The organism is Mucilaginibacter sp., from assembly GCF_039207105.1.
Lineage (GTDB): Bacteria > Bacteroidota > Bacteroidia > Sphingobacteriales > Sphingobacteriaceae > Mucilaginibacter.
The window spans coordinates 48758-70102 of sequence record NZ_JBCECK010000011.1 but is presented as its reverse complement, the minus strand read 5'-3'; the positions used below and the strand labels follow the sequence as shown (position 1 = coordinate 70102).

Genomic DNA, 21345 nt, shown 5'->3' with positions numbered 1-21345 from the left:
ATAATGGCCTGCGGGTTATTGTTCACGAAGATAATACTACACCAATGGCGGTGCTGAACATACTATATGATGTAGGCGCCCGCGACGAAAATCCAGATCAAACAGGCTTTGCTCATTTATTTGAACACCTGATGTTTGGCGGATCTGTAAACATACCAAGCTATGATGAACCCCTGCAAAGGGTAGGAGGCGAAAATAATGCCTTTACCAGTAACGATATTACCAACTATTATATTACCCTGCCATCAGCCAATATTGAAACCGCTTTTTGGCTGGAGAGTGACCGCATGCTGAACCTTGCTTTTAGCGAGAAAAGCCTGGAGGTACAACGCAATGTGGTGATAGAAGAGTTTAAGCAACGCTATTTAAACCAGCCTTACGGCGATGTTTGGTTAAAACTGCGTCCGCTGGTTTATAAGCAACATTCTTACAAATGGGCTACCATTGGTAAAAACATCAAACATATTGAGGATGCCCAAATGGAGGATGTAAAAGCATTTTTCAAAAAGCATTATAATCCGCAAAACGCTATCATGGTAGTGGGCGGCGATGTAACGTTGGAGCAGGTAAAGGAACTGGCCGAAAAATGGTTTGCACCAATTCCAGCCGGTGAAAAATATCATCGCAATTTGGTTCAGGAGCCAGAACAACGTGAAGAACGCCGTGAAGTGGTTACTGCTAAAGTGCCGCTGAATGATGTATATATCGCTTTTCAGATGGGTGCCCGCCTTGATGAGGATTACTACGCTGTAGAGTTGTTATCAGACGTACTTTCGCGCGGAAACTCATCGCGCTTATACCGTAGTTTAGTGCAGGACAAGCAAATATTTAGCGAGGTACATGCCTATATTACAAGCAGCCTTGATAAAGGAATGTTTATACTGGAAGGTAAACCGCTTGAAAATATCAGTATTGAACAGGCCGAAGCCGCTATTTGGGATGAGCTGGAGAAGATCAAGAACGAACAGATCCCGGTAGATGAACTGACCAAGGTGCAGCACAAAACAGAATCGACGATGGTGTTTTCAGAAATGTCACTATTGGATAAGGCCATGAATCTGGCATCATTTGAGTTGCTGGGCGATGCTGAAATGCTTAACCATGAAACTGCTAAATATTTGGCTGTAACCGCAGCACAAATAAAAGCAGCCGCTAATAAAATATTCAGGGTGGATAATTCATCAACCCTTGTTTATCTGGCCGAGAAAACAGAATCAGCTTTGGCTTAAATAATTTTAGAATCAGAATTTACTGAATTTTAGAATTGACTTAATAAAAGTTCATTATTCTGAAAATTCAGTAATTCGGTGAATTCTGATTCAGATAAAAATATAAAACGATTATGATCGACAGAAAATTAGCCCCTGAATTTAAGGCTATTGATAATATAAAACTTATTAAACCCGAGCATACCAAACTGGATAATGGCTGTAATATATACTGCTTTAATTCCGGTGACCAGGAACTGGTACGCATTGAGTGGATATTCGGCAACCTGCGTTTTGACGCGGCCAAGCCGTTACTTAATATGGCGGTTAATACCATGCTGACCGAAGGTACAGATACCTTAACTGCAGCGCAAATTGCCGATAAAATTGATTTTTACGGCGCTTTTTTACAGGTTGATTATGGGTACGAAAACTCGCAGGTTACGCTTTATAGCTTAAATAAGCATTTGCACCACACCTTGCCGGTTATTAAGGACATCTTAACCGCTTCTGTATTTCCTGAAAAGGAGCTGGAAACTTTTAAACGTAACCAGCAACAAAAACTACAGGTAAGTCTGCAAAAAAATGATGTGGTAGCCCGCCGTGATTTTAATAAAGCTATTTACGGCGACACGATATACGGCTTGGGTGCAACTTTTGATAACTACAAAAGCCTACAGCGCGATGATTTATTGGCGCATTATAAAAAAATGTACCAACCATCAAACTGTACACTGATCATTGCCGGTAAAATTGAGCCGGATGCTTTAAAGCTGATTAAAGATACATTTGATAGCAACTGGAAAAATGGATTAGAACCAGCCGATACAACACAGCCGAGCCTGCAACCGGCCGCCGATCTTTTTTACTATACTGAAAAGCCCGAAGCGCTGCAATCTGCTATTAGAATGGGGATGCCATTTGTGAATCGTAACCATCCCGATTTTCAGCCCATGCAGGTGTTGAATACAGTTTTTGGTGGGTATTTTGGTTCCAGGTTAATGGCTAACATCCGTGAAGATAAAGGCTATACATACGGTATCGGCTCTGGATTAGGCTCGTTTAAACATGGTGGTTCGTTTTTTATAGCTACTGAAGTTGGCGCGGATGTTTGCAAAGACACGCTAACCGAAATTGAAAAAGAGATCAACCTGTTAAAAACAGAATTGATACCAGACGAAGAGCTTTCCTTAGTACGTAACTTTATGCTGGGATCATTACTGGGTAGTCTGGAGAATGTTTTTTCGCATGCCGATAAATTCAAGAATATACATTTTGCCGGCCTTGGGTATGATTATTACGATAAATACACATCGACAATAAAAACTATAACCGCCGACAAATTAAAAGAATTGGCCAATAAGTATTGGAACTTTGATCAGTTTTATAAAGTGATTGTAGGGAAGTATTAGGATTTGGGATGAAAAATGTCATTGCGAGGAGGAACAACGAAGCAATCGCGGATTGTGCTAATCTCTCTGTAAAGGTTGCGGTTGCCACGCTTCGCTCGCAATGACAAAATTATAAAAGGGATGTTTTATAATTTTATTGCTGTTCAGCAGGGGGCTCCCATAGTTCAATACTGTTGCCTTCAGGATCAAGGATATGTAAAAATTTACCATACTCACTTACGGCAATTTCGTCAATAATAGTAACGCCTTCCTGTTTAAGTTCGTCAACCAATGCCTCCAGGTCTTCAACAATATAGTTCATCATAAAATCTTTTTTGGAGGGATCGAAATAAGTAGTGTTCTCCGGAAAGGGGTTCCAGACGGTAACACCTGTTTGATCGGCATCATCAAACTTTCTCCACTGAAACATGGCGCCATATGCTTCAGCTTCAATACCCAGTTTTTGATTATACCATGTTCTTAGTTCATCGGGGTTTTTACTTTTAAAAAATATGCCTCCAATGCCGGTTACTTTTTTCATAGTTAAGTTTGCTTTTTTAAGTATAAATATACTTTTTAAATCAATTTCCTCAAGAACGTATTAATCATTCTGATCGAGTTGTTTCTTATAAATGGTCAATTATCACGGAAAGGCAATTTTCTGATCTCTTTTAAATAAATCCGAAACATCAATTCTTAAATCCGAAATATTTATTACCTTTGCCCGGCAAATAATAACTCCAAAATAATTATTTGCTATGCAGTTAGACCCATCAAAATTTGTTGCCGAAGGATTAACTTACGACGACGTTTTACTACTCCCGGCTTATTCAGAAGTTTTACCGCGCGAAGTTAACACCAGTACTTTTTTAACTAAAAAAATCAGGTTAAACATTCCCATCATATCTGCGGCTATGGATACCGTTACCGAAGCAGGCTTGGCAATTGCCATTGCCCAGGCGGGTGGTATAGGCATGCTGCACAAAAATATGACCATCCAGGCCCAGGCCGATGAGGTTCGTAAGGTAAAACGTTCAGAAAGCGGCATGATCCAGGATCCTGTAACACTACAGGAAGATGCTTTATTAGCCGATGCACAACAGATCATGAAGGAGTACAGCATTGGTGGTATCCCGATAATTGATGCCGAGCACAGGCTTAAAGGCATTATCACTAACCGCGATCTGCGTTTTCAGAAAGATATGAGCGTACCGGTAAGCCAGGTGATGACCAAAACAGGTTTGGTTACTGCGCCGGAAGGTACCAACCTTATTGATGCTGCTGCCATACTGCAAAGCAATAAAATTGAAAAACTACCGGTTGTAAGTAAAGAAGGTAAACTAACCGGGCTTATTACCTACAAGGATATTCAGAAAGTTAAAAACTTCCCTAACGCCTGTAAAGACGAGTTTGGCCGCCTGCGTGTAGGCGCCGCTGTTGGGGTTGCTGCAGATAATATTGAACGCGTAACCGCCCTGGTTAACGCCGGTGTTGACGTGGTTACTGTTGATACTGCACACGGCCATTCAAAAGGAGTTATAGATATGGTGAAGGCGGTTAAAAAATTATATCCGGATTTGCAGGTTATCGCCGGTAACATTGCTACTGCCGATGCCGCTATTGCCCTGGCAGATGCCGGTGCTGACGCGGTTAAGGTGGGTATTGGTCCGGGTTCTATTTGTACAACACGTATCATAGCCGGTGTGGGCGTTCCACAATTATACGCGGTTTATGAATGCGCCAAAGCGCTGGAAGGTCGCGGCGTTCCGGTTATTGCCGATGGTGGTATTAAACAAACTGGAGATATTGTTAAGGCTATAGCGGCAGGCGCAAGTTCTATCATGGCAGGTTCATTATTTGCCGGGGTTGAAGAATCACCTGGCGAGACCATCATATACGAAGGCCGTAAGTTTAAATCGTACCGTGGTATGGGTTCGGTTGAGGCTATGGCTAAAGGTTCAAAAGACCGTTATTTCCAGGACGAAACTGATGTGGTTACCAAATTAGTACCGGAGGGTATTGTTGGCCGTGTACCATTCAAAGGCAACATGGCCGAGGTGATATTCCAATACATAGGCGGTTTACGTGCAGGTATGCACTACTGTGGTGCCGCTAACATTGAGGATCTGCAGAGAGCCAAATTTGTACGTATCACCGCTGCTGGCATGCGCGAAAGCCATCCGCACGATATTACCATCACAAAAGAAGCACCTAACTATACACGTTAAGCGTTTTTGATAAAAGATAAAATGAAAAGGAGCCAATTGGCTCCTTTTTTAGTATTTTTTCGGTCTGATTTGATTCTTATTATTTCCCTACTTTATGAAAAAAACATACTCAAATTTTGCTTATCGCATATTGATAACGGCAGGAATCTTTTTTACAACCTGTTTAGCCGCAGAGGCGCAAACGGTAAGTAATGCTGATAGCCATGAAATTGTGACCAAGCTTGCCAATAAATTGGTTGAAGTGTATCCATTTCCCGAAATCAGCGCCCAATACAAAGAAGCTCTCCTGAAAAATGATGCCAACGGAAGCTATAATGGTTTAACTGAAGATGAACTCGCAACAAAAATTACCGATGATCTGCGTAAAACACATAAAGATGTGCACCTGCGGGTTATGCGTAATGAAACAACTTATAAAAATCTGACCACCCCGCGTACCGGACGCAGACGTAATGCCGATGATGACTCCGAGCGTAAAGCGAACTACGGTTTTAAAAAGGTAGAAATTGATGGAGCTACTTCTACGGCTTACATAGATGTACCTGGGCCGTTTTATGGTTCGCAGGAGGCATTTGAGATGGCTGCCGCAAGCATGAACATGGCTGCCTATAGCAAATACGTTATTATTGACATACGCCACAATCCGGGTGGTACCGGACAAATGGGGCGCTTTCTGGCTTCTTACTTTTACGATCCGGGTAATGAGCAATTTTATTTGAACGGCTTTTATAAAGATCGCAAACATGATGAGCAGGAGTGGACTTACGCCTACGTACCTGGTAAGTATATGCGCGATGCTAAAGTGTATATCCTTGTTGGCAGGGGTACAGGTTCAGCTTCTGAAGGTTTTGCTTATGCTATGCAAAAATTAAAACGAGGAACCATTGTTGGCGATACAACTGCCGGCGCAGGTATAGCAGGCACTTTTGTAGCGCTTAAAAGTAATTTGGTGGTATTTACACCTTTTAAAATGGTTGTTGGGCCGAACAGCAACGAGGGTTGGGAAGGAACCGGCGTGGTACCTGATGTAGAAATAGGTAAAGATGATGCCCTTATAGCAACCCGTAAGCTCATCTTGGAGGATATGCTGAAAAATGCTGCGGATTCTACCCAGAAAGAAATAGCCCAATGGCTGGTTGATGATAGCAAGATTGCCAGCAACACCCCTGTGAATATGAAAAGTAAATATGGTTCAATTATAGGTAAGTACACCAGTAATATTACCATAACCTATACCAAAGGCGATTTGCTTTGGAATCGAGTGGAGCCCGGTAAACCGGTTGAAAGCTATGCGATGAAAGAAGTTAAGCCAGATGTATTGGTTATACCCGGTTTGAATAGCTATATGGGACCTAACGTTTCACGGGTGTATATTAACCGTGATGCTAAAGGAGGGATAACGGGACTTATCCGCAAAACATTATCAAACGGAAACATTACCGTGAATCCGCAATTGAAGAAAATATAAAAACAAATGCCCCGATAATTCCGGAGCATTTGTTTTAAAAGTTAAACTAATACATATTTGTTTTATGAAATCTATCTGTGTGTTCTGTGGTGCCAATTTTAACGGCGACCCTGTATTAAAACAAGCTGTTATACAATTAGCCGAAGTAATGGTGAACCGGAATATTAGCCTGGTTTATGGAGGCGGTAAGGTAGGGGTAATGGGCTTATTGGCAGATGCTGTTTTACAAAAAGGTGGCAAGGCCATAGGAGTAATACCTCAATTTTTAATGGATAAGGAAGTTGGCCACACTGGCTTAACCGAATTACACATTGTTGAAAACATGCACCAGCGCAAACAGTTGATGAGCGATTTGTGCGATGGTATTATTACCCTGCCAGGCGGTTTAGGTACGCTTGAAGAGTTTTTCGAGGTATTAACCTGGTTACAGCTGGGTTTACACACCCATCCGGTAGGCTTGCTGAATGTTAACGGTTTCTATGATTTTTTATTGAAACAGCTTGATGTAATGGTTGAACAACAATTATTAAAACCGGTAAACCGTAACCTCGTCATCACATCAACAGACTCGATTGAACTTATTAACCTGATGGATAATTTTCAGGCCAGCCCCGATGAGGTTTGGTTCAGGGATAAAAATCTTACTTAGATAAAAGATTACGCTTTACCGGTTTGGTATTTCATTTTTAATAATCTGCTGCTTCGCCAGGTGTCAGGATAACGCCGTCGTGAGCATTTTCTACACCATTGGCAAAGCCATTGCTATTAACAAACATTTTTTCGTTCTCAATAAAAAAGTGAACACCACTCACTTTGAAATCACCTTTAATACTTACTACCGCGTCGGGGTGCTGTGCTTCGATCTCGTTTAGTATATGGCTTGACAGGCCATGAAATTCATGCTCATTAAGTTGATAAACATCCAATAGCGGCTCGTGATGCCCTTTTTTAAACACCCAAACACGGTGTGGCTCAGTTTCTATATGAATATCTGCCGGGCCCTCCTCCAAGCGGTTAGCACTGATCCTGATCACTGCGCCAGATGTATCAGTAATATTAGCATCAATGCTAAGCAAATGGTCTGCCGAACCTTTCTGATGGTTGTAAAAAGAGAGGACCCTTAAAAATTCGGTTTTTTTCTCACCATCTTTAACGGTCAGCGTGTTTCGGCTACTTAAAAATATACTTGTCCCAAAAATGAATGCGTGTTTCATAACGATATAATTATTGGTTTAAATTGTTACGTATAAAAGCGTCAGAACTCCTAAATGTTTTAGGTATCAGATATTAAGTTTTGGTTGTTTTAAGTTAAGATGAGTTAACCAGAAAACAAAATGTTCTTTTACTATTTTTGAATTTTTAGTGCTACATTGTATTCAACCTGAAGCATTATGAGAAGAAAAACATTTATTCAATTAAGTACTACCTTAATGGCTACTCCTTTATTGTCATCACTTGAGGGTTGGACGCTGCCCGAACGTTTAAAAACTGGGCCGGAAACCTAACCTACAGCACAGATAACGTGTTTTATCCCAAATCGGTTGAAGAGGTACAGCAACTGGTGAAAAAACATAACAAGCTTAAAGCACTCGGCACAAGACATTGTTTTAATGCTATTGCCGATAGTAAAGACAACCTGCTATCGACCAAAGAATTGAATAAAGTAGTTAACCTTGATAAAAAAGCTCATACGGTTACGGTAGAAGGAGGTATTAAATACGGTGAACTCGCACCTTATTTGCATCAACAGGGTTTTGCGCTTAATAACCTGGCCTCCTTGCCCCATATTTCGGTCGCCGGTTCAATTACCACGGCTACGCATGGCTCAGGGGTTAAAAACGGCAATCTTTCAAGCGCCGTTACTGCTTTGGAAATAGTAGTTGCTGATGGAAGCTTAGTACATCTATCCAAAGCAGCTGACGCTGAAAAGTTGAACGCTGCAGTGGTGGGATTGGGAGCCTTGGGAGTAATCACCAAAGTTACGCTGAGAGTGGAACCAACCTTTATGATGCAGCAACGCGTATTTACCAATATGCCTATGGCACAGGTAAAGGAGCATTTTGAAAAAATAGTATCGGCAGGCTATAGCGTTAGCTTATTTACAGATTGGCAGCATGATAGTATTAATGAGGTTTGGATAAAAAGCCGCATAGGTACTGATAAAGAACAAAACGGCTCTGAGTTTTACGGAGCAAAGGCAGCCACTAAAAACTTGCATCCCATTATAGCGCTCTCGGCCGAAAATTGTACAGAACAAATGGGCGTTCCGGGGCCGTGGTATGAGCGTTTGCCTCACTTTAAAATGGGTTTTACACCCAGCAGCGGTAAAGAACTTCAATCAGAGTATTTTGTACCTATACATCATGCCGTAGAAGCCATACAAGCTGTTGCCCGATTGGGTAAGCAGATCGGTCCGCATTTATTTATTACCGAGATCCGCACCATTGCAGCCGATAGTTTATGGATGAGCCCCTGCCATAATCAAACATCAGTTACCATTCATTTTACCTGGAAACAGGAAACAGATGCGGTGCTGAAATTACTGCCGCTTATTGAAAAAGAACTTTCACCCTTTAATGCTCGGCCTCACTGGGGTAAAATATTTACCCTGGCGCCTAAAGTACTGGAATCGCGCTATGAAAAGCTAAACGACTTTAAAAAATTAGTAGCCGAATATGACCCTCATGGGAAATTCAGGAATGACTTTTTGAGCCACGAAATTTATGCTTAGTGCAAACTAAACATATTTTATAGTTGACATACTGCTGTCATAAGGCGCTGGCACTTTTGTATCAAAAACCGATACAAACAAAATGAACAGGGTTGACAGGCTTTTGGAAATGCTTGCTGTTTTACAAACACAGAAGGTTGTAACGGTTGATTATTTAAAACAAAAATTCCACATCAGCTCCCGTACCGTTTACCGCGATATGGAGCTGCTTACCCGGTTACGTATACAAGTACAGTATAAAGACGATAAGGGGTGCTTTATTCTGAATGGTTATTGCCTCCCTGTAGCAGGGAGTAAGTTTAAAGGGCAGGTTTCACATAGCATAATGCTTATTCCTGATGCGGTGAAAAATGATGTGTTAGCGCTATTGGCTGATAATAATAAACTAAAAGGTAAATAAAACGGATTAACTATATTATCGTATTGATAGGCTAAGGTAATTACTAAAACTTTTATGTTTAATTATTGTAATGTATGTTAAAATAATGATAACATATGCCTGCAAATCAAAAACATTCAACAGAAAGTGAGACTGAAAAAGAGCTAACCTATATCCAAAAAGTGTGGCATACAGTAGCCATAGTAGCCTTATTGGTTGTAGTTATTTTAATTGCACGCGTTGCCTTTAACGTACTGTTAATGGTGTTAGCAGGTATACTCATATCTGTTTATTTTCATGGCCTGGGCGATATGATAGAGCGTAAAACCAAGTGGAAACGACGTATATGCATGATGATCTCTGTTGGTGGCTCATTTATTATACTGGCTTTGCTATTTTGGTTTATGGGCGCTACCATATCAAAACAAATAGCGGTATTAAGTGATTCACTACCCAAAACGGTAAACACAGTCAAGCTTAAATTGGCTGAAAGTTCATTGGGTAATAAACTATTGTCATATCTGTCAGATGATAATTCCGATCAGATGTTTACTACGGTTAAGCAATTCTTTAGTACCAGCTTTGGTGTACTGGGCGATCTGTATATTATCCTGTTTCTGGCCATTTTTTTTACCACCAGCCCTAATTTGTATAAAGATGGTATCATTAAACTACTACCTGAGGACAGGAAAGAGCTTGGTCATTGTGTAATTGACCGTATCAGTATTGCCCTTAAAGGCTGGCTCAAGGGCATGATGCTGTCAATGGTGTTGGTATTTATATTACTAACTATCGGATTGGGTATTATGAGTATTCCGGTGGCGCTTGTGCTGGCGCTGCTTACAGGCTTACTGAAACTTATTCCCAACTTCGGTTCAGCGGCAGCTATGGTTCCGGGAGTATTGCTTGCGCTCACTATAAGTACTAATACAGCCATTATTGTCGCGTTGATATATATGGTTACTCAAACAATAGTAAGCTATGTGGTAACGCCGCTTATCCAGAAAAGAATGATTGATCTGCCGCCGGCCCTTACCATTTTAGCCCAGGTTTTAATGGGTACCTTATCTGGAGTATTAGGTGTAGTGCTTGCGGTTCCTTTGCTGGCCATTGTGATGATATTAGTTGATGAATTATATGTTCAAAAGATCAATAAAGTAACTCAATCATAATTAATACGAGGGTGAGGGTGTCAATCTAATGTAATGAAAATAATATCAATTGGAATATCGGGAAAATACGATATAAATTTGTGCTATGAATCATTTAGATGTTTTTAAGGCTTTATCAAACCCAACCAGGTTGCAAATTTTAACATGGCTTAAAACGCCCGAAGCTTACTTTCCGGAACAACAGGAGCCGTTTGCTACAGGTGTATGTGTAGGCCAAATTCAGAAAAAAAGCGGCATGACCCAGTCTACCATATCTGAAAATTTGTCGGTTATGCAAAGGGCTGGTCTGGTTACCTCTATTCGTAAAGGCCAGTGGACTTATTATAAAAGAAACGAAGCTGCCTTTGAACAGTTGAGCTTGCTTGTGGCTTCTGAAATTTAAGTCTGAAAACATCTATCCGGATTTATTATATCTTTTAAATAGGTATTAATAATTAAAACAATGAAATACAGATTATTAGGAAACACAAACGAAAGGCTTTCGGCAATAGGATTAGGTTGCATGACCATGAGTTCAGCTTATGGAACTCCGGATGATAAAGAATCAATTGCAGCTTTAGAACTCGCGATTGATTTGGGTATCAACTTTTGGGATACTGCCGATGTTTATGGGAACGGAGTAAATGAAGAGTTTTTGGCTCCGATGCTAAAAGCACATCGTGATAAAATATTTATAGCTACCAAATTTGGCTTCAGATCTAATCCGGGCGAAAAAGGCGTTCAGTTTGATGCCTCGCCGGCATATATGAGAGTTGCTGTAGAAAAAAGCTTAAAGCGTTTAGGAGTGGATGTAATAGACCTGTATTACGCTCACCGTGTAGATCCTAATGTGCCCATCGAAGAAACTGTAGGTGCTATGGCCGAACTAGTAAAAGAAGGTAAAGTACGTTATTTAGGACTTTCAGAAGCTTCGGCAGCATCTATTAAAAAAGCACATGCCGTTCATCCAATTAGCGCTTTACAAAGTGAATATTCGGTTTTAACAAGGGAGGTAGAAGAAACTATTTTACCGCTTACCAAAGAATTGGGTATATCATTTGTACCGTTCAGCCCGCTTGCAAGAGGATTAATGACCAATACCTTAGATGTAAGTACATTGGCTGATAATGATTTTCGTAAAGGATTGCCTCGTTACCAACAGGAATATCAGGAAAATAATACTAAGCTGGCGCAAGGTTTTGCGGAAATAGCCGCGGGTAAAAATGCTACCGCTGCGCAATTGGCGCTTGCCTGGGTGCTGGCACAAGGCGAACATGTTATACCTATCCCCGGAACTAAAAAACGCAAATATTTGGAGCAAAATGCTGCTGCGGTTGATGTGGAATTATCTGCTTCGGATATGCAGGCTATTGAAGATATTTTAGCTAAATATCCTAACACAGGCCCAAGATACAGTGAGGATTTGAATAAGCTGGTTGATAAAGACTGATAATCAGCTTTCTAAATAAAAAAATTCAATTTTAAAATGGCCTGCCCTTATATGGGGCAGGCCATTTTATTTATGGCGACTTATCATCGCAATGTCATCTCCACGAATAATTTCAAAAGGGCTAAGGGGTAGTTGTGTTTTGCCTGACCATATGCATAAATAATTTTCATGAGCGAGTAAGGGTAAACCTAATTCAGCGTGTTTCAATGGAAATTAACAATAATAAAGTCTGGCTATGCATTAAGGAGGATCCACTTAATGTTCAGTTAGGTAACATATTTAATAAGTAAAACACCCTACAGCACTCATGAAAACAAAAGTATTGTCGTTGATCGTTATAATTTTAAGTTTATTTAAACTATCCACACAGGCCCAACAGAATACCCCGGTTGAACAAAGCGTAGCGGCGCCTATAACACCTGTGCCCAATTTAGGTTCGTTCGAGAGTAACTATACTTATTCTCCCTTTAAAGTTGGCGGTAAAGATATGAATATACAACAGGTTAACGGCACACTTACGCTACCGTTATATAGCAGAATGCAGAACGGAAAAGTTGACTTTCTGCTTGCAGGGGTAGGGTATAGCGGTTTGTTTCTGTCAGGTATAGGTTCTGAATTTGGTGGAACAAACTTTCATTCCTTTTCTGTGCCGCTCACCTTTCAAAAAGCGCTGTCGCCCAAATATGCCTTGTTGGTTTCGTTTGTGCCTACATTATCATCAGATCTGAAAGATGTTTCTGGCGATGACATGCTCTATTCGGGTGTAGCCATGTTAAGGATCAGGTCATCGGCTAAGTTTTCTTATTCTGTAGGAGTTGCTTATTCCAAACAGTTTTTTGGTTCAGTGCTGATCCCTGTGTTTGGTATTGATTGGAATATCAGCGATAAATGGAGCTTATCGGGTATCATTCCGGTTTCGGAAAAGCTCAAATATAAGCTATCAACAAAAAGCTCAATGGGCGTCAATGCCGATTTTGGTATTGGTGGTGGTTCGTATCGATTATCGAAAAAAATGAATTCAGCTTATTTCCAGGCACAGCAATTCAGAAGCACATTATTTTACAATTACATGCTGGCTAAAAACTTTTCGGTAGAGGTTAGCGCAGGCTACAACTTTACCCAAAAATTAGATTTGTACTCTAAAGATCAAAAAGTAAACTGGGTACCCTTTAATAATTTGAATGACCGGGTTCCTTTGGCCGAACTGCAAAAGAGGGGCGTTGCGCTTTCAACAGGTATCAGTTACCGGTTTTAATTAATACAGCTTTTAATGCTTTTATAAAGCGGTTATCATCAAATAATTAATAAAATAATGAGGATTAAACAGATATATTCAGCAACAACTATGATCACTAAAATGGTTGAAGTATTTAAAACCGATGTTCGGGAAGTTAGCCAGGCGACGCGTATTATTCGAAAGCTCAGGCAACATATACCCAATAGTTATATCAATTTTGACCTGGAAGATTGTGACAATATTTTACGTGTAGAAGCCGAGAATATCCCGGTGCAAAGTGTTATTAAGTTATTAAACAATAACGGCTACCGATGTGAAATACTGACATAACATAATATCAATATTGGCATATCATAAACAAAACAGCTACCCGTATTTGGGTAGCTGTTTTGTTTTATAATTCATTTGTAATAAAAATAGACAGACTTGTCTACTTATTTTTTGAGCGGTAACTTTGCTGGCGTTAAAAAATAAAAAATGAAAGAGCATGCAGGGGTTAAAGAACGTATCATGGAAACAGCCTCAAGATTGTTTTATCAGCAGGGCTACCAGGCTACGGGCATCAATCAAATAATTGAAGAAGCTCAAATAGCCAAGGCAAGTTTATATCAACACTTTGCTTCTAAAGAATCATTACTTAATGAATATCTGGAAACCAGGACTCGATCATGGATGGAGGGCTTGACTAAATTCACCGCAAATTATGCTGAAGGTATAGATAAACTGCTTGGCTTTTTTGATTACAGGATGCATTTGCTTACCACCAATGAATTTAAAGGCTGTGCTTTTTTACGAGTGGTATATGAGCAACCCAATCTGAATGAAAGCTCAACCAACATTATCCAAAAACATAAATTGGTTATAAAGAAATTCATCTCTGACCAATTACTGGCTATAAAACCGCTATCCAAAGAAAAGCTTGATGAAACGGTTAACCTGATTTTTAACCTTGCCGAAGGCGGGCTGTTGCAAGCTACACTTTTTAAGAATACGGAGTCGTTGGCAGACGGCCGGAAAGTATTGGCCGGTTTGCTAAAAGACATTTAAAAAAATAAATTATAACAGACAGACATGTCTGTACTTAATCTCATCTCAAACAAAATTTAATCATGAAAACAGAGCTTGCCGTACCTGAAATAGCTGAGGTATCCGAAGTTACCACTCACACTACTTTCCCGTGGCTTATACTGATCACCATATTATTTGCGCCGCTTATTACCGTTATAGATGTGTTTATCATCAATGTAAGTTTACCCAGTATACAAACCTATTTTGGTGCTTCAAATGGCGCTGTGCAAGGTATTGTAGCTGCTTATTTGGTTGGCTATGCTGTGTTCTTGATTACAGGCAGCCGCGCAGGTGACCATTTTGGTCGTAAAAAGGTATTTATTTTAGGGCTTTTCGTTTTCACTTTAACATCGGCTTTGTGCGGTTATGCGGGCACTATAGAACAACTCATCATTTTTAGATTTTTGCAAGGAGTTTCGGCAGGTTTTGCCGCACCGCAAACGGTAACCCTTATTCAGCTGAATTTTAAACATGGTTCATACAGAAGTAAAGCGCTCGGATATTATGGTATAACTGTAGGCATTGCTTCTGTAATAGGACAGTTTTTGGGCGGCTATCTGGTAACATCGCACCTGATGCATGAGCCCTGGAGGCTGATATTTTTGATCAATGTGCCCCTGGGTTTAACAGCTGTTGTGATGGCAGCTTTGTTTATACCTGAATCAAAACTAAGTAAAAAGGCAAATTTTGATATGGGAGGGGTGTTTCTGTTAACCGCCGGGCTAACATCCCTTATTTACCCTATAATCCAGGGCCGCGAATTAGGCTGGCCTGTTTGGACAATAGTGTTGCTCTTATCATCGATATTGATACTGTATTTTTTCGTGCGTTACCAATATCGTCGCATTAGCTTGCATAAAAGTGTTTTGATGCCAATGCACCTCTTTAAAATAAGAAGCTTCAACCTCGGCCTGGGTATGGTATCATTATACTTTGCTTTATTTAGTGCCTTTTTACTTACATGTGCCCTGTTTTTACAGGAAGGTCATCATATAGATCCGCTAACCTCGGCAACCTATTTTGTGGTTTTGGGGCTTATGTTCATGCTTTCATCATACTGGTCTATCAAAAACGTGCAGAAATATGGCACACCAATATTGCAGGTAGCTTGCTTATCGTTAGTAGCGGCATTTGTAATCCAATTTATATGGTTTAGGGATAGCCTGCCTTTATTAGCTGTTTTAACATCATTTAGCTGCTACGGCCTTGGCGCTGGTTTGTTAGTACCATCTTTTCTTAAAATAGCACTTAAGGATGTTCCGCATGAGCAGGCCGGTATTGCCAGTGGCATATATTCAACTGTGCAACAGTTTTCATCGGCATTTGGTGTAAGTGTACTGGCAGGTGTATACTTTTTTGTAGCTCATCAACAAGGCGGCGTTAACGGCGCTTATCACGTTGTTTTGATCTTTCTGACAGCCTTTATAGCGGCTGTTATGTTGCTGCTGTTCTTTTATCAGAAACTGGGTAAAGCAACTACCCATTAATTGTTGTTGCTTGTTGTTTAAATGAACAGGGTGCAGGTTTTTGCATCCTGTTTTTTTATGAGGATAGTTATTCCTTTAACTTAATAAACTTAATAGGTAAGCTTTTGACAACGATGCCAGAAAAGAAGTATCTGTTTTGATCAGGCCATCTGCTAATACTTTTTTTGAATCCTGCATTAGCATAATTTTTTCCTCAACGGTGTCAGGAGTTATCAGCCGTACAGCTACTACTTTTTTATCCTGCCCAATTCGGTGCGACCGATCGATAGCTTGATTTTCAACGGCTGGGTTCCACCACGGGTCAACCAGGTAAACATAATCAGCTTCTGTTAAATTCAGGCCGGTACCACCAGCCTTCATACTGATCAAAAACACCCGGATATCCGGATCGCTTTGAAACTGATTTACTACCGCTTCGCGGTTTCGAGTACTGCCGGTTAACCAGCTAAAACTGATATTCCTGGAGGTAAGTTGTTTTCTGATTAAATCAAGCATGGAAACAAACTGCGAGAACACGAGTATTTTATGCTGAGGCGATTTACTTTCTATTTGCTCTATCAGGGTATCAATTTTGGCCGATTCATCACCCGGAGGTTTCTCCCCGTTCAATAGCAAAGGAGAGTCGCAAATTTGTCTGAGCTTAGTTAGCCCTTTCAGCACATTCATAGCGCTTTTTTTCAGCACATCACCATTGGTAGCCGATATAAACTCCCTGAATTCTTTTTCATAGGCATCGTAAATTTTGCGTTGCTGCTCCTGCATTTCACAATAAAGTACCATTTCAGTTTTCTCCGGCAATTCGGCAGCAACCTGCTCTTTGGTTCTTCGTAAAATGAATGGTCTGATCTTATTTTGAAGTTCGGTAGCTCGCTTTTTTACCTTGAATTTATCGATAGGAACGGCGTAAATATCTTTAAAGTATTGTTTGGTACCGAGCAGTCCTGGACAGGCGAAAGATAGCTGACCGTACAGATCAAAAGTATTGTTTTCGATGGGAGTGCCTGTTATAGCTATTTTGTTGCGCGACTGGAGTAACCTTACCGCCTTATAACGTTGCGAATCGGGGTTTTTAATGTATTGTGACTCATCCAGAAAAACATAGTTAAACTCAAAGCTTTTTAAAAAGCTGATGTCGGCAAGCAGCGTGCCGTAGGATGTCAATATTACTTCATATTGATTAAAGTCATCGGTGTTTTTTATACGATCAGTACCGTATATGGTATGTACTTTTACCGAAGGGGCAAACTTCAGTATTTCCTGCTGCCAGTTAAAAATGAGGGAAGTAGGTACAACTAAAATATTGGTGTTATGCTTTGCCTTATTCCGTTGCGAAAGGATAAAAGCGATGATCTGTATGGTTTTGCCCAAACCCATATCATCGGCAAGGCAGCCACCAAAATTAAAGTCGTCTAAAAAGTTAAGCCAATTGAGGCCTTGTTGCTGATAAGGACGCAATGTGGTCATTAATCCCGCCGGAACTTCAACTTCTTTTATCTGGTCAAAATCGGCCAGTTTTTCCCGGTAGGTTTTTAGCTCGAGTTTTACCTCATTTGATAATATATCCTGATCAAATAACTCCTCAATCGTTAAGTAATTGGTTTTTGAAATGCGCAGCGTTTCGGCATCCACGATCTCGCCCGAGTTAAAGTATTTGGTAAATTTCTCTATCCACTCCAGGGGCAAAATACCGAGCGTGCCATCATCTAATTGTACATATTTGTTTTTGTTACGTACGGCTTTATGTACCTGTTTTAAGGTAGCTTTCTTGTTGCCGAAGCGTACAAGAATGTCGGTATTGAACCAATTTATGCCGCTGAGTACTCTGATGGTAATGTTTATTTTATCAGGGTTAAGCTTGTTGCCCTCTAATTCATTAAAGCCTAATACCGTAATACCCTGACTGGCCCATTCTTCAAAAACATTTAAAAACCATTCCTCATTTAAAAAATGTCTTTTATGCAGGTAAAAATAGTGCAGGTCGTTTTCCAGTTGTTCGGTGAAATAAGGGTGTTGTTTAATAAGCAGGGTAGTGAAGTCAAGTTCAGCCTCGTCATTGCGTTTTACAATGAATTCATTGCCTTTATCATCCACTCCAAAAATATTTCTTTTAGTACGTACAGGTATTTCAGCCTCGCCATAACGCATAACCGGAATGATCATGACATGGCTTCCGAAATCGGAAAGGTAAATAATCTTTTCGGTCTCAGCATTAAATCCCTGCTGTTTTAGCTGACTGGCTGTTGCTGGTTTAATATGTTGATAGGCAATGGTTACCTTATCTTCTAACCCGGATAGCAGGTGCGTTTTAAGTTCTTTGTATTTTGATTGATGAATGAGCAGGTTGTCGGGCTTTTTCTTTAAAAACTCAATTATACCCAGCGTTTGCAGGTTATCCATCAAGTAAAGTGTATCCTCAATCAAAACAAAGTAAGTGAATTTGACGGTAAGATCTTTTAAAGGATAGGTTTTGCCATCAATTTTTAGCTGTCCGGAAAGTTCGTAGAACTGATTACGCGTAGTTACAGCCAAACTGACATCGTGCGGCATCAAAAAAACCTTAACCGGTACAACACTTGACGCTGTTATATTTTCAGATACATCGTTGTTGTGATAGTAAAAATCATAACCAAAGGGGTTTTTAACAATGGCACGTAAAGCGCTGATATCAGTGGTAGAACTTTTGCTGTTTAAATGGTTTTGAAATTTATTAACCGCGGTATAAAACTTTAATTGCTCATGATCTTCAGTTTCCCAAATATGATCTAAAGGATTAACCGATTTAAGCGGATTTTTAATTTTGCCGTCTTTTGTTTTCTGCGCGTTATAAAGCTCTACATACAGGTAGTTATAATACTTGTGCTGTTTTAAAATAACGCATGTAAATTGTTCAGCATCATCACGGTGGTTGCCTGCTTCGGGCCCGGCAGGTAATACAATTTGTTTTAAAGCGCCAAGACTTTCTTTAGTAACAGGTATAAGCGAGGGTAGCGCTGGAGTTATATTCGTTTTTTTATCCTGGTACTGTAAGTTGAAAAAGCTATCCAGATCGGGTTCATTTTCAAGGCCGTAATCAATCGCTATTTTTTTTAACTTTTCGTTGCGTAAGCTGGGATTAAAAAATATGCTTAGCTCATCCCGTTTAATGATGGCAGTTAACACCAGTGCCTGGTGAGGACAAAATTTACCAGCTTGGGCCTGGCAATCACATAAAATCAATAATTGCTCCGTATTTTGTACAACAGTAACATTGGGGAAGTCTACTGCGCGCTGATTGGTAAATGTACCCTCGTTAATACTTAACGTTACAGGCACAATATCCGGGTATCCGCTGCCATCAAAAAATGCCTCACCCGAAGTATATCGGGATAGGAAAGTTTCGTTGATGCTTTCAAAAGGGGTTCCTTTTAAAATAAAAGTATGATTTGCAGGGTTTTCTTCCTGATTACTGATTGTGCTATTTACCAAAATGTTACTGACCTGTATATGGTCAAATATCTTAACAATTAAGGATAGAATTGTTACCTGTTTAAAAAATTAAGACAAGTAGCATCTTAATACAGCAAATTGATTTAACACATTATACACATACAGATTATAAAAATTGATGATATTGGCCGCTCATTAATACAACCGAACTGAATGAAAAACATGAAGTATTTATTAACGTTGCTGCTTGCCGGCGGTAGCTTGTTTACCCTTAAAGCACAGGAGTTTGATACCGAAGGGCACCGTGGTGGCCGCGCGCTTATGCCCGAAAACACTGTACCTTCTATGATCAATGGAGTAAAGGTAGGTGTACGTACACTTGAACTGGACTGTAATATAACAGCTGACGGAAAAGTGGTTGTTTCGCACGATCAAACCATGTCGTCGGTTATTATGCTTAAACCTGATGGATCTGCAATTACCAAGGCCGAAGAAAGAAATTACATTTTATACAAAATGCCTTATGATAGCATCCGTTCCTTTCAGGAAGGCGTAAAACCACACCCCGAGTTTCCTGAACAAAAGCAGGTGAAAACCTATAAACCCTTATTATCAGAATTGATTGATAGTGTGGAGAATTACGTTAAAGTTAATCATCTTAAACCGGTATACTATAATATCGAAACCAAAAGTCATCCGGCTGGCGATAACATCTCCAATCCTGTGCCTGATGTGTTTGTGAAATTATTGATGGATGTAATTACTGAAAAGAAAATAGCAAAGCGTGTTATTATACAATCATTTGATCCGCGTACGTTGCAGGTGTTGCACCAGAAATGGCCTAAAATAACAACCGCGTTTTTAACCTCGACAGGTACTTACGAGGTTAATATTCAACGATTAGGTTTTACACCAACTATCATAAGTCCTGAATATAAAAGCGTGAATGAAGCAATGGTAAAAACAGCTCATGAAAATCATGTTAAAGTATTACCGTGGACAGTGAATAACGAAGCCGATATGAAGGCTTTGGCTGATTTAAAAGTAGATGGTATCATATCTGATTATCCTGATAAGTTAGTAAAGCTATTTGGTAGTTATCAAAACAAATAAAGCAGTTTATTCTTTTTCAGGCTTAAATTTATTTTCCTGAACTTTTAAAATGCCCAAAGCTTTAAGCCTTGGGCATTTTATGTTTTTATTGTTCGTTTAGGGTAACATTATCGCTAAAAATTTGCCGGTAAGTAGCTTAGTTAATAACTTGCGGGCTATTGTTTGTTGAATATTTATAATTATATAAGTAATGGTTAAAATTTGCCGGCTGTTATTGCTTGCTTCAACATTTTTATTTGTTAGTAATGTATTTGCGCAGCAAGTAAAATTAGGTGCGAATGTTGAAAAGGCTTTAGCTCAGGTTAGCTCAGAACAGTTGAAGGCCGACATTACCTATCTGGCCGATGATAAGCTTAAAGGCCGGGCACCTGGAACCGAAGGTTACCAAATGGGAGTTGATTATGTTATTAGCCGGCTAAAATCGCTTAATGTTAAACCCGCTGGCGAAAGCGGTACCTGGTTGCAGACGGTTAGGCTTCGCAGGGCGTATACTCAACATCCGATTTTATCACTCAGCAGCGGACAGGTAAATAATCTTATACTGCGTGATGATAGCTATATTATTTATCCGAACCCGTCAGTACCTCAAGTTAAATTATCAGCCGGATTGGTGTTTGCAGGTTTTGGTATCAGCGAGCCGGGTCAGGGTTATGATGACTACGCTGGTCTTGATGTAAAAGGAAAAATTGTGCTGATCACGCGTGGCGCCCCTGAAAAATTCTCCTCATCAGTAGCTGCTCATACCATGAATACTACTCAAATATTGAAAGTAGCGGCTGAGCATGGTGCGGTAGGGGTAATCATTGGCTCTGCAGATTCTACAGCACATTTGAATAGCATTGATAAAGGTATTTATAGTGTATTGGATAACCAAAATAAGGTAGCTGTATCGCAAACTTATTATTCAGACCAAATAAGCGTATTTGGGAGTATCAATTATAACATGTTCAGACTGCTGCTTCGTAGCGCTAATAAGTCCTTAGAAGCAGTTATAAGTCAACTTAAGGC

19 protein-coding genes are annotated in these 21345 nt (G+C 40.0%); 16 read left to right on the top strand and 3 right to left on the bottom strand.

Going from position 1 to position 21345, the window contains the following annotated elements; translation table 11 throughout:
- Both AAGC65_RS04175 and AAGC65_RS04170 read left to right on the top strand, forming a co-directional pair.
- On the top strand, positions 1-1229 hold a 1229-nt coding region (locus AAGC65_RS04175), incomplete at its 5' end, for a pitrilysin family protein (RefSeq protein WP_343111154.1).
- Between the two features lie 113 nt (positions 1230-1342).
- Entirely contained in the window at positions 1343-2620 is a 1278-nt protein-coding gene (locus AAGC65_RS04170; RefSeq protein ID WP_343111153.1) for a pitrilysin family protein, read from the top strand.
- A 133-nt stretch (positions 2621-2753) separates the two neighbouring features.
- Here AAGC65_RS04170 and AAGC65_RS04165 read toward each other — a convergent pair whose 3' ends face one another.
- Complete coding sequence (locus AAGC65_RS04165; RefSeq protein WP_343111152.1) at positions 2754-3140, bottom strand: VOC family protein; 387 nt, start codon at positions 3138-3140, stop codon at positions 2754-2756.
- Between the two features lie 217 nt (positions 3141-3357).
- On the opposite strand from AAGC65_RS04165, the gene guaB reads away from it, so the two are divergent.
- The 3 genes from guaB (at position 3358) to AAGC65_RS04150 (ending at position 6944) form a co-directional block, all read left to right on the top strand.
- Positions 3358-4827 (top strand): IMP dehydrogenase, encoded by a 1470-nt coding sequence (gene guaB / locus AAGC65_RS04160; RefSeq protein ID WP_343111151.1) that lies wholly within the window; start codon positions 3358-3360, stop codon positions 4825-4827.
- Between the two features lie 94 nt (positions 4828-4921).
- Positions 4922-6295, top strand: coding sequence for a S41 family peptidase (locus tag AAGC65_RS04155; protein WP_343111150.1), 1374 nt, complete (start codon positions 4922-4924; stop codon positions 6293-6295).
- 64 nt (positions 6296-6359) lie between these two features.
- The gene (locus AAGC65_RS04150; RefSeq protein WP_343111149.1) at positions 6360-6944 is read left to right on the top strand and encodes a TIGR00730 family Rossman fold protein; all 585 of its coding nucleotides are present in this window, start codon (positions 6360-6362) and stop codon (positions 6942-6944) included.
- A gap of 37 nt (positions 6945-6981) precedes the next feature.
- Here the strand turns inward: AAGC65_RS04150 and AAGC65_RS04145 are convergent, their stop codons facing one another.
- Positions 6982-7509, bottom strand: a complete 528-nt coding sequence (locus tag AAGC65_RS04145) for a hypothetical protein (protein WP_343111148.1) — start codon at positions 7507-7509, stop codon at positions 6982-6984.
- A gap of 308 nt (positions 7510-7817) precedes the next feature.
- Here AAGC65_RS04145 and AAGC65_RS04140 point away from each other — a divergent pair, with 308 nt between their 5' ends.
- From AAGC65_RS04140 to AAGC65_RS04100, 9 genes are all read left to right on the top strand, one after another.
- Positions 7818-9026, top strand: a complete 1209-nt coding sequence (locus tag AAGC65_RS04140; RefSeq protein ID WP_343111147.1) for an FAD-binding protein — start codon at positions 7818-7820, stop codon at positions 9024-9026.
- Between the two features lie 82 nt (positions 9027-9108).
- Positions 9109-9426, top strand: coding sequence for an HTH domain-containing protein (locus AAGC65_RS04135; RefSeq protein WP_343111146.1), 318 nt, complete (start codon positions 9109-9111; stop codon positions 9424-9426).
- A 95-nt stretch (positions 9427-9521) separates the two neighbouring features.
- Positions 9522-10577, top strand: coding sequence for an AI-2E family transporter (locus tag AAGC65_RS04130; protein ID WP_343111145.1), 1056 nt, complete (start codon positions 9522-9524; stop codon positions 10575-10577).
- A gap of 85 nt (positions 10578-10662) precedes the next feature.
- Positions 10663-10959, top strand: a complete 297-nt coding sequence (locus AAGC65_RS04125; protein WP_343111144.1) for a metalloregulator ArsR/SmtB family transcription factor — start codon at positions 10663-10665, stop codon at positions 10957-10959.
- Positions 10960-11019: 60 nt separating this feature from the next.
- Positions 11020-12006 carry an aldo/keto reductase gene (locus tag AAGC65_RS04120; protein ID WP_343111143.1) on the top strand — a complete coding sequence of 329 codons (987 nt, stop codon included), beginning with the start codon at positions 11020-11022 and terminating at the stop codon, positions 12004-12006.
- Positions 12007-12313: 307 nt separating this feature from the next.
- Positions 12314-13261, top strand: coding sequence for a DUF6268 family outer membrane beta-barrel protein (locus AAGC65_RS04115; RefSeq protein WP_343111142.1), 948 nt, complete (start codon positions 12314-12316; stop codon positions 13259-13261).
- A 57-nt stretch (positions 13262-13318) separates the two neighbouring features.
- Positions 13319-13573, top strand: coding sequence for a methyltransferase type 11 (locus tag AAGC65_RS04110; protein ID WP_343111141.1), 255 nt, complete (start codon positions 13319-13321; stop codon positions 13571-13573).
- 147 nt (positions 13574-13720) lie between these two features.
- Entirely contained in the window at positions 13721-14290 is a 570-nt protein-coding gene (locus tag AAGC65_RS04105; protein ID WP_343111140.1) for a TetR/AcrR family transcriptional regulator, read from the top strand.
- A gap of 62 nt (positions 14291-14352) precedes the next feature.
- Complete coding sequence (locus AAGC65_RS04100) at positions 14353-15798, top strand: MFS transporter (protein WP_343111139.1); 1446 nt, start codon at positions 14353-14355, stop codon at positions 15796-15798.
- A 75-nt stretch (positions 15799-15873) separates the two neighbouring features.
- On the opposite strand, the gene AAGC65_RS04095 is transcribed toward AAGC65_RS04100, so the two are convergent.
- A complete protein-coding gene (locus tag AAGC65_RS04095; protein ID WP_343111138.1) occupies positions 15874-19263 on the bottom strand; it encodes a DEAD/DEAH box helicase in 3390 nt (1129 codons plus the stop codon).
- A 183-nt stretch (positions 19264-19446) separates the two neighbouring features.
- Between AAGC65_RS04095 and AAGC65_RS04090 the strand changes: the two genes are divergently transcribed.
- On the top strand, positions 19447-20337 hold the full coding sequence (locus AAGC65_RS04090; RefSeq protein WP_343111137.1) for a glycerophosphodiester phosphodiesterase family protein: 891 nt from the start codon (positions 19447-19449) through the stop codon (positions 20335-20337).
- Positions 20338-20527: 190 nt separating this feature from the next.
- Positions 20528-21345, top strand: an 818-nt coding sequence (locus AAGC65_RS04085; RefSeq protein ID WP_343111136.1) for a PA domain-containing protein, incomplete at its 3' end; no start/stop codon positions are given.